This window comes from Streptomyces sp. NPDC059037 (genome assembly GCF_042740015.1).
Taxonomy (GTDB): domain Bacteria; phylum Actinomycetota; class Actinomycetes; order Streptomycetales; family Streptomycetaceae; genus Streptomyces.
Genome location: NZ_JBHYIG010000337.1, coordinates 1 through 9,862 on the forward strand (window position 1 = coordinate 1; position 9,862 = coordinate 9,862).

Annotated in this window: 8 protein-coding genes and 1 pseudogene; 4 read left to right on the forward strand and 5 right to left on the reverse strand. The window is 69.2% G+C overall.

Annotation, left to right across the window (positions count from 1 at the left end; all coding sequences use genetic code 11):
* Positions 1 to 520: 520 nt before the first annotated feature.
* The 3 genes from ACFWY6_RS40525 to ACFWY6_RS40535 all read right to left on the reverse strand — a co-directional run bounded on the left by ACFWY6_RS40525 (position 521) and on the right by ACFWY6_RS40535 (position 3,684).
* Positions 521 to 1,420: a GNAT family N-acetyltransferase gene (locus tag ACFWY6_RS40525; protein WP_384701410.1), complete on the reverse strand. Its 900-nt coding sequence runs from the start codon at positions 1,418 to 1,420 to the stop codon at positions 521 to 523.
* 336 nt (positions 1,421 to 1,756) lie between these two features.
* The gene (locus ACFWY6_RS40530) at positions 1,757 to 2,692 is read right to left on the reverse strand and encodes an AraC family transcriptional regulator (protein WP_384701413.1); all 936 of its coding nucleotides are present in this window, start codon (positions 2,690 to 2,692) and stop codon (positions 1,757 to 1,759) included.
* Between the two features lie 65 nt (positions 2,693 to 2,757).
* On the reverse strand, positions 2,758 to 3,684 hold the full coding sequence (locus ACFWY6_RS40535) for an NADP-dependent oxidoreductase (protein WP_384701416.1): 927 nt from the start codon (positions 3,682 to 3,684) through the stop codon (positions 2,758 to 2,760).
* Positions 3,685 to 4,214: 530 nt separating this feature from the next.
* Between ACFWY6_RS40535 and murJ the strand changes: the two genes are divergently transcribed.
* The 3 genes from murJ (at position 4,215) to ACFWY6_RS40550 (ending at position 6,927) form a co-directional block, all read left to right on the forward strand.
* Positions 4,215 to 5,801, forward strand: a complete 1,587-nt coding sequence (gene murJ, locus ACFWY6_RS40540; protein ID WP_384701419.1) for a murein biosynthesis integral membrane protein MurJ — start codon at positions 4,215 to 4,217, stop codon at positions 5,799 to 5,801.
* Between the two features lie 365 nt (positions 5,802 to 6,166).
* Positions 6,167 to 6,805, forward strand: a complete 639-nt coding sequence (locus tag ACFWY6_RS40545; protein ID WP_384701422.1) for an HNH endonuclease family protein — start codon at positions 6,167 to 6,169, stop codon at positions 6,803 to 6,805.
* Positions 6,802 to 6,927: a hypothetical protein gene (locus ACFWY6_RS40550; protein ID WP_384701425.1), complete on the forward strand. Its 126-nt coding sequence runs from the start codon at positions 6,802 to 6,804 to the stop codon at positions 6,925 to 6,927. The genes ACFWY6_RS40545 and ACFWY6_RS40550 overlap by 4 nt, the downstream gene beginning before the upstream one ends.
* A gap of 69 nt (positions 6,928 to 6,996) precedes the next feature.
* Here the strand turns inward: ACFWY6_RS40550 and ACFWY6_RS40555 are convergent, their stop codons facing one another.
* Positions 6,997 to 7,623: a hypothetical protein gene (locus ACFWY6_RS40555; protein WP_384701428.1), complete on the reverse strand. Its 627-nt coding sequence runs from the start codon at positions 7,621 to 7,623 to the stop codon at positions 6,997 to 6,999.
* Positions 7,624 to 7,994: 371 nt separating this feature from the next.
* Here ACFWY6_RS40555 and ACFWY6_RS40560 point away from each other — a divergent pair, with 371 nt between their 5' ends.
* Positions 7,995 to 8,381 (forward strand): nuclear transport factor 2 family protein, encoded by a 387-nt coding sequence (locus tag ACFWY6_RS40560; RefSeq protein WP_030552413.1) that lies wholly within the window; start codon positions 7,995 to 7,997, stop codon positions 8,379 to 8,381.
* Positions 8,382 to 8,534: 153 nt separating this feature from the next.
* Here the strand turns inward: ACFWY6_RS40560 and ACFWY6_RS40565 are convergent.
* Positions 8,535 to 9,565: pseudogene (locus ACFWY6_RS40565) on the reverse strand (helix-turn-helix domain-containing protein).
* Positions 9,566 to 9,862: the final 297 nt, after the last annotated feature.

Genomic DNA, 9,862 nt, shown 5'->3' on the forward strand with positions numbered 1-9,862 from the left:
AGGAACAAACGCCCGCCAGACAACAAGCAACACCCAAACCCATCAACAACCACCACACCCACAACACACAACACAACCCCCCAAACCGTCGACAAACAACTCCCATTCCCCAGTACAGAGCCACAGTGCTGCGATCACGCCCCTCGGCGACCGGGCGTCAACCCTGCAGGCAACACCAACTGGACACCCCCCTTAAAGCAGGCCGATCTGGGTCGCCAGAAACGTGATTCACCATCTGCGGAATGGAAGGGCGCTCCTCCACATGCTCGTACTCGTGCCCCGCGCGCCCCGGTCAGCGTTGCCGCAGCCATCGGTCAGCCGGTGATGCAGAAGAAGATCGTGTCCCGCGTGTACCAGTCGCGCTCCTGGCCGCACTCCCACCCGTCCCCGTACCCGAGGCTGAACCCGCCGATGAGCAGCCCCAGATCGCAGGCGAAACCCCCTTCGACGCGGACGCCAGGCCTGGCGAGTGGTCCGGACCTGCCCTCGGACCGGACCCCTCACCGCGTGCTACTCCCCGCTAGGCCGCTTGGCCCGCCGGGTGGAAGTTGATGCGTTCACTGATGACGGGGAAGCCGGCCTTGGTGAAGTTCGCGGCCATGGGAAAGTTGCCGCGGTCCGTGGCTCCGCTGACGAACTCCGCGCCCTGCTCGGCGAGGAAACGGGTGCACTCCGCGAGGAGGTCGTAGGCGTAGCCGCGACCACGCTGCTCGGGGACGACTCCGATGAAGCCGATGGTCGGGCCGGAGGGGTTGTGGGCCGGGATGTGGATGCCGGCCAGGTCGCCCTCCGGCGTGTGTGCGATCTGCCACCACTCCCGTGGGGAGGGGCACCAGTGGAAGAAGTCGATTTCCTCCTGGGCGGCCTGGTCGAGGCCGCCCTCCTCGATGGCCCTGAGCGCGTGGGCGTCCAGGGTGGCGGAGTGGATGCGGCGCAACGCGTCGAAGAACACGGTGTCGTCGGGTTCGGCGCTGAAGCGCAGGCGTCCGGGCCGCTCGGGCAGGCCCTGCTCCGGGGTCCAGCGGTACAGGAAGCGTTCCACCAGGAGTTCGTATCCTGCGCCGCGTGCGGCGGCGAAGCGCGTCTCGGCGGTGGCGCGCAGGTCGTTGTTTTCCCGCCAGCCGCCGGGCAGGTTGATCTCGAATTCGACCTGCCAGGGAGCGGAGCGCAGGAGTTCGGCCCCGGCCTCCTCCTCGCCCTCGGCCACGTCGAACCAGTTGATGTTGACGGGCTCCGAGTCGTCGGGGCCGCCCCACCACGCGCCGCGTGCGACGACCTCGCCGTCGCGCAGGGCTACGCGCTTCCAGTCGGGGCGGAACTGGGTACGCCGGTGGGCTTCACGGGCGCCCAGGGGGTCGGGGAGTGCGTCGAAGAGATGAGCGTCGCTCGCAGAGAGCGCACGGATGACCAGATCGGTCATGGATTCCTCCGGGATACAGGCTGCTTGGAGCGCTCCCGGTCAGAACTGGCGAACCACGCCGGGACAGCGGAAAAGGGAGCGCTGGAAAGGTGTGAACTGCACGGCACTCGCCTCCTTCCGTCCATCTCAGGGCGTGAAGCCACACCGTACGTGATCTTCCGCGGGTCCGTCCACGGATTTCCGCGCCCCTTGGATGAGGGGTTCGCGGGACGACGCAGAGCGCTCTCAAAGGCCCACGGGGCCCTAGCTCGGCGGACTGCATCTTCTTCACCGCCTACCGCTGACCGCCGCACCACAACAGCCGATCTGCCGGATCCGGAAAGGGGCCGCGCCCGGTCAGGCCGTGCGCACCTCGCGGCGGTAACCGCCCGGAGCCTGCCCGTACTCGCGCTTGAAGGCCTTGGCAAAGGCGTACTCGGACCCGTACCCGATGCGGGCGGCGACCGCGGACAACGGGACCTCGGACTCCCGCAGGAGCTGCGCGGCGGTCGTCATGCGCCAGCGGGTCAGATACGCCATGGGCGGCTCACCGACCAGGTCGTTGAACCGGCGGGCGAACGCAGCACGGGATAGGCCCGCGCGCGCGGCCAGCGACTCCACCGTCCACTGGGCGCCCGGTTCCTCGTGGATCCCCGCCAGGGCCGGGGCGACCGCGGCGTCACCGAGCGCGGCGGCCCAGCCCTTGGCCTGTACGGCAGGCTGTTCCTCCAGCCAGGCGCGCAGGATGTACAGGAGCAGCGAGTCGATCAGCGCGGGCACGATGCCGACGGAACCCGGCCGCGGCCGGTCCAGTTCCGTGCGCAACAGCTGTACGGCCGCCGCCAGTTCGGGATGCCGGACGTGGTTCGCGGGCAGATGGATGATCTCCGGCAGCTGCCGCACGAGGGGGTGCGGGCGGGCCTGGTCCAGGTGGTAGTTGCCGCACAGCAGGTTCGTGCGGGGGCCGTCGCCGCCGATGGTGACGGTGCCGAGCGGCGATCCGGGGCTGAACTGGGAGGCGCGTTCCACCTCGGCCGGGGTGTCGGGGTGGTCGGCCAGGATGTGACCGCGCCCGTCCCGCAGGAAGACCACGTCGCCCGGGCCGAGCGGGAGCGGCGGCTGATGCGCCGCGTCCTCCAGCGGGACGAGCCAGCACGTGCCGGACAGCACCACGTGGAACCCCGCGCCGGCCACCGGGGGCAGCCGCAGCCCAAAGGGCGCCTGTCCGGTGGTCCGCACGGATGTCGGCCGGCCGGTGCGCATCGAGGCCAGTGCCTCGGTGAGGATGTCCATCTCCCGCCGTTCTCCCCTGCTCCCCCGGCTCTCCCCGCTGTTCTCCGCACCCTAACCCGCCCTGCTCAGGCCACCGTCAGGACGACCTTGCCGCGGGTACGGCCGGAACCGACCAGCTCGTGCGCCTTCGCGGCCTGGGCGAGCGGGAATGTCGCGGAGACGTGCGGGCGGATGCGGCCGGCGTCGATCAGGGCCGTGATCGCCTCCAGGGAGGTGTAGTCCGGTTCGACCGAGACCCCGGCGAAGCGGCGGCCTTCGTTCTCGATGCGGGCGGCGAGCTCGGTGTTCCCGTGCTCCATGATGCTGACCAGGGTGCCGCCGGGCTTCAGGACGCTCAGCGCTCGCTCGCCCTCGGAACTGGAGTCGAAGACGACGTCGATGTCCTTGGCCTCTTCGGTGTAGTCGGTGGTGCGGTAATCGATGATCTCGTCCGCCCCCAGTTCGCGCACGAAATCGCGGTTGGCGGCGCTCGTCAGGGCCGTGACGTGGGCGCCGCGCGCCTTGGCTATCTGCACCGCGAAATGGCCGACGCCACCGGCCGCCCGGTGGATCAGCACCCGCTGCCCTTCGGTAAGTCGGGCCGCGTCGACCAGGCCCTGCCAGGCGGTGAGCGCGGCGAGCGGCACAGCGGCGGCCTGCACATGGTCGAGCGTCGCGGGCTTGCGGGCCACCTGGCGCGAGGGCACGGCCACGTAGTCGGCGTAGCCGGTGGCGGCGCGCGGGAAGAACGGCAGGCCGAAGACCTCGTCCCCCGCCTTGAACCGGGCGCCGGGCCCGGCCTCCTCGACGACACCGGAGATGTCCCAGCCGACACCGAACGGCGGCTCGCCGAGCAGCGGGTAGGCGCCGGAGCGCACTGCCAGGTCGACCGGGTTGACGCCGCTCGCGTGGACGCGGACGAGGACCTCGCCGCCGAGCGGGGTGGGCTTGCCGGTCTCGGTGAGCTCGAGGACCTCGGGGCCGCCGAAGGACTTCTGGGTGACAGCACGCATGGTGAACTCCCTGTTGGGATGGTGGTCTCGGGGCGACCGCCCCTCGTCTGCCTCCACACTAGGAAGATCGAACGAGCTGCTGAATATCCTCCGGTCTTCGAAAGATGTCCGAGCGTCCACGAGAACGCCGGGCCGTGAGAGCCCTGGACCGTACGGGCGTGCGGTCCACCCGGCGAAGGCATACCACCCCGGCCGAAGCCATCCCGGTACCGTGGCACGTTCCCACCCTGTCGCCATTCGATCGAATGACGACAGGGACGGCGAGTGTCAAACGAACCCGGACATTCAGGGGCCTCACGTGTGACCTTCAGAGCTTCACGGCCCCAAATCTTCAACGGTATCTGGCGCGTAGCTGGCTTCCTGGTCGTCGTTGGCGGTCTCCCGGGGCAGCCGGCTCTGTGGTGATCTTCGGGTCGTAGATTGGGTTCATGACGGAGGGGACGCCGAGCGAGGCGATAACGCGGTCACAGAGAAAGCAGAAGCGGGGGCGGCACGCCGCTCCGAAGCCGGGAGCGGGCAGGGGCGGGCTGATGCGCTCGTCCCTGCTGATGGCGGCGGGGACGGTGGTGTCCCGGGCGACCGGGCTGATCAGACTGGTACTGCAGGGGGCAGCATTGGGGACAGGGCTGCTCGCCACGACGTATAACCAGGCCAACACCGTGCCGACCAGCCTGTACTTCCTGTTCATCGGCGGGGCTCTGAACTCCGTGTTGGTGCCGCAGCTGGTACGGGCCCGAATCGAGCAGCCTGATGGCGGCAGGGCCTTCGAGCAGCGCCTGGTCACCCTCGTCTTGTGCGTGCTTGGCGTCGGCACGGCGCTGGCAGTGTGGGCGGCACCGCAGATCATCAGCCTCTATCAGAGCGATACACCCGACAACCACACGGCGTTCGAGCTGACGGTGACATTCGCCCGGTTCCTGCTGCCGCAGATCTTCTTCTACGGCCTGTTCAGCATCCTGGGGCAAGTCCTCAACGCCCGGAACCGGTTCGGGGCGATGATGTGGACCCCGGTCCTCAACAACATCGTCCTGGTCACGGTGTTCGGCATCTACATCGGGCTCATGACCGTCCCGGACCGCGTGCAGGACATCACTCAAGCCCAGGTGACGCTCCTGGGCATCGGCACCACGCTCGCCCTGGCCATCCAGGCACTCGCCCTGATCCCCTTCGTCCGCGCCGCGGGCTTCCGCTTCCGCCCCCGCTTCGACTGGCGCGGCACCGGCCTGCGAAAAAGCATCAGTGCGGCCCGCTGGACGCTGCTGTTCGTACTGGCCAACCTGGTCGCCAGCACCGTGGTGACCCGTTACGCCTCGGCAGCCGACCAGGCCCTGCCCAAGGACGGCGTGGGCTTCACCGCCTACTCCAACGCCCAGACGATCTGGATGCTGCCCCAGGCAATCATCACGGTCTCGCTGGTCACCGCCCTGCTGCCCCGGATGAGCCGGGCCGTCACCGAGCAGCGTCTGGACGATGTACGAGGCGACCTGTCCCGCGCGCTGCGGATCAGCGGCGTCGCCATCGTCCCCGCCGCGTTCTTCTTCCTCGCCTTCGGCCCGCAGATAGCACAACTACTGTTCGCCCACGGTGCCGCCAACGCGGCATCCGCCCAGCCACTGGGCCATATGCTCCAGGCGTTCGGGCTCGGCCTGATCCCCTTCTCCGCGCAGTATCTGCTGCTGCGCGGCTTCTACGCCTTCGAGGACACCCGCACGCCGTTCTGGATGGCGGTATGGATCAGCGCCGTCAACATTGCCCTGGCCACCGGCTGCCATCTGCTGCTGCCCGCGCGCTGGGCGGTCACCGGGATGGCCGCCGCGTACGCCGCCTCCTACGCCATCGGCCTGCTGATCACGGCCCTGCGGCTGCGACGACGCCTCGAAGGCAGACTGGACGGCAAGCACCTGTGCCGTACCTACGGCAAACTGACGGCCTCCGCACTCACCGCCGGCGCCCTCGGCTGGCTCGTCGCCCGCACCTGCTCCACGAACCTGGCCTCGACGACCTGGACTCCCACCCTGGCCCTGGCCGCAGGCGGCGCCACGATGGCACTCCTGTTCCTGCTCCTTGCCCGCGTCCTCAAGATCAGTGAGATGCGGAGCCTGCCAGGGTTCAGGTGACGTCGGCGGCGCCGAATAGCTGGTCCTCGTCACCAACGACTCGGCGCCGGTCTCCTGATACCTGCCCCGGGGAGTCCCGGTGAAGTCGAAGGCTCGCCGGGCCGCCCGAAGAGTGCGTGATGTCGCGCCCACCCCTACGTCCCTCGTCCGCAGCCGGCCACCCCCTCCGCATGCCGTGAAGGGCTTCTGCCCGGCCACGGACAGCATCCCGCCTGCCCGCCGGGTTCCACCAGGGCGCACACCAGCGTTGGCTACGCACCCGCGCGCGGGGGCCAGTTCCGCGCGAGCTCGGGAGTCTTCATCGGCGACGGCTGCATCGATCGCCCAGGCTTGGCCCGCGACGATCCGACATTCCGCTCGCACGCGTGACACGCACGGCATGCACGGCACGTCGCCCCACTCCCGCTCGCTACGAAGATCACGACCGTTTCGTGATCTTCGAGGAGCCTCGTGCCCGCCATCACCCGCACCGCTGTCCTGCTCACCGCCGCAGCGGCCCTCACCCTCCCGGCCGCCCCGCCCACGCTGGCCCCGCCGCGGCCGCCGGCGAGACCATCACCAAGCCCCTCCAGAGCGCGCTCAAGGCCCTGACCGTCAAGGACGAGGACCGCACCGGCTACGAGCGCACCTCGTTCAAGCACTGGGTGGACGCCGATAAGCATGGCTGCACGACCCGAGCCAAGGTCCCTAAAGCCGAAGCTGTCGTCGCCCCCGATCAGGGCCCGAAGCGCAAGCTCAGCGGCGGCAGTTGGTACTCGCCGTACGACGACCAGTACATCGAGGGCCCGTCCACCATCGACATCGACCACCGCATCCCGCTCGCGGAGGCCTGGGACAGCGGTGCCAAGGGCTGGACCGCGGCCGAGCGCCAGGAGTACGCCAACGACCTCGGAGACGACCGGGCGTTGATCGCCGTCACCGCGAAGTCCAACCGGAGCAAGGCCGACCAGGACCCCGCCACCTGGATGCCCCCCGGGCCGATGGCAACCGGTGTGAGTACGTGACCCAGTGGGTCGCCATCAAGACCCGCTGGAAGCTCGCCATCGACCCGAGCGAAGAGGCGGCCCTCACCGAGAACGCGACGCGCTGCCCGAACGTGCCGATCAAGGTGCAGCTCGCGCGATAGCCGGCATCTGCCCGACCGCCTCCCCGTCGCGCAGCCGATGGGAAGGCTTCACTGGCCTGAGGTGAACGGCTAGGGCAGACCCACCAGGCACCAGCCGCGGCGAGCAGTCTCCCTTGTCACGTCGCCCCATTCACGCAGAAGCGCGGTGAAGTCCTCGAAGGTGTCCGGGCGTCCTGCCCAGCCCTCGCACTCGGCGGCGAACGGCCCGCGCAGCTCCTCCAGGCGCGGCTCCACTCGCTCCCAGGCATAGGCCTTGCCGGGTGCCGCCTGTGGCGGGCACACCAGGAGGACGCGCGGGCGCCCGCGGTCAGTGGCAGGCGGGAAGAACCCCTCGCTGCCGGTCAGCGCAGGATCATCGGCCGGATCCGCATCCCAGATCAGGCCAGCGAGAAAGGTGTCCATCGCCTCGCGCACGGACGCGTCGACGAGTAGCCGTATGTCAGCCCATGCGTCGCCTACGCGGGCATGCGGGCTGTAGGCGCCGCTGGTGGTGGAGAAGTCGTACTCGGCACACCACGCCGCCCCCCCCCGATCCGGGGGCCACAGCCAACCGCCGGTCAGCCCGTACCTGCACTGGTACTCGTCGTCGAGCTCCGGTGGCCAGGTCGTGTCGTCCAGTGCTTTGATCCGGTTCTCGACAGGGATGGCGCTCAACTGTTGCCAGTCCGCCATGAACAGCGTGAGATCCAGACCCATGGCGGCAGCATAGGCAGGCCCGCGCAGCAAGCCGAGGCGGGCCGGCATCCCCAGCGTGCGACCGCACTGGTCCGGCGCCAAGTCCAGCACACGTAGCTTCGACTCCACGCCACGAGCACAACCTCTCCGCGCAGCGGCAGAGGCAGAACTCGGCAGAGTTACAGGCGGCATGCCAGAAGTGCCCTGCCCGTCAACTCTGGCGCTCAAATTGCCAACTCAGCTGCTCAGGTGCCAACTGAGGTTCACAGCTGTGACCGAGCGCGTAGTTGGCCCGTCCGGGCAACTAGTGCTGTGACCGGGATGGTTCACCGTGGTCGGGAGACGGCTCACGGGACGAGCGCGGTCCGCGAGGCGACTGGTATTACTGGTGCATGCAGGAAGAGCAGGAAGAGACCGCGCGGTCCGCGATCGACACGTTCATCTCCGCGTTCAACGCCTCGGACGACAGCTATGTGACTGCGCTGCTCTCCCAGGCCCTAACCTCGGACGTGGTCTTCTGGGGACCGTTGGGCCGCAGTGAGGGGATCGAGGCGGTCGAGCGGTTCGTGCTGGACATCCGGCGCCACCCCGCGGGGACCGGCACGATGGTGCGCTGTTCGGCGGTGGACATGCCGGACGAGTGGGCCCGGTACCAGTGGGTCTTCACGACGCCGGATGGAGGCCCCCGCCTGGCGGGAACGGACGTCGTCCATCTGCGGCGGAGCCTCATCGACCAGGTCATCGTCTTCGCGGGGGAGATCGAGCCGTCCGCCTCCTGAGTCGTTCTCCTCTGGCGCCGTCCTTCTCCTGAACCGGCCCCGTTCGGGGCTCCGGGTCTGCCCAGCCGAGATCATCTTCACAACGCTTCGGTCGTCCGCGCTTGGCCACGAGTGGACCGATGATGCGCTGTGGCTGTGTAGGTTCGCGGTTGGTCAGGCTGCGGTGTTGAGGGGGCGTCCGCCCCAACGGATGCCCTTCTCGCTTCGGATGCGGGCGTGTTCCTTGCGTTCGGCGGCCAGGACGTCGCGGTGGCGGGCGTTGGCGTTGCGCCAGCGTGGATAGGCGTGCAGGGCTCGTGTCTGCACGGTGTGGTTGGGGTGGTTGGAGTTGGCGATGGTGAACTGCCTCAGCGGTCCGAAGTGGGCCTCGATGGGGTTGGCCCAAGAGGCGTAGGCCGGGCGGCGCAGATCGACTTGAGTGCGGCCAGCGTGTTCGCGGCACCTTTCTTGCGGCGGTTGACGCCCCACAACATGTCGTCGCCGACCGAGTAGCAGCCGTGGAAGTGCCGGACTCCATGGGTGCGGTCGTAGGTGGCCGGCACCCGGTCGGAGTGTTTCCGTTCGGCCCAGCCCGAGCCTGCGGTGGGCCGGATCCCGAGTGGGCCGAACTCGTCGAACGCGAAGACCCGGTCGGGGAAACGGTCCAGGACGTGCTCGATCCGGTCCAACTTCGCCTCGGGGTCGGGGTCGGGGTCGGGGTCGGTGGATTCCTTCCAGGTCTTGGTGCGCTGGAAGGTGACTCCACGGCGGGCGAGCAGGCCGCGTAACGCCTCGAGGCCGATACGGATCACTCGGCCGTGGACTGTGCGCAGGTAGGCGACGAGTTTGCGTAGCTACCAGCGAGTGAAAGGCTGGCCGAGCTTGGTGGGGCGGGTGGTGGCCGTCTGGACGACGAAGTCCTCGTCGTCATCGCTGAGCAGGCGGGGACGGCCTCCCGCCCACCGAGGGTCCAGGCAGGCCAGGCCGATCTCGTTGAACCGGTGGATCACATCGCGCACGGTGTCCTCGTCGGCCGCCACCAGCTGGGCGATCACCGGCACCCGATTCCCGCCGGCCGAGGCCAGCAGCATCATCATCATCGCGCGCCGATAGCGCACCGAGTTGGTGCTGCCCCGGCGCACGATCTGCTGCGGCCGCTGCCCCTCCTGGGCGGTCAGTCTGCGCATACGGACAGCCTTGGCCACCGCGCCTCCAGCGGTCGGATCGGACGCCACCGCACATCCAACCGCCACGACGCCCAACCCGGCGAACCTATGCGGTCACAGCACCAGGTGCTCAGATTTGGTGGCGCGAGCGGTCAACCGTCGTGGAGGCCCCACGTGTCGAAGCCGCCGTAGACGTGAGCGGCGGACATTAAGAGCGTGCGAGTGTCGCAAGTCGACCGGGCCTGGCGGGGGGGGGGGGGGCCCGGCGAGCGCCGCGGGCGCTCGGCCGCGCCGCGCGCGCGGGGGGGGAGGGAGGAGAGGGTGGGGGGGGGGCGC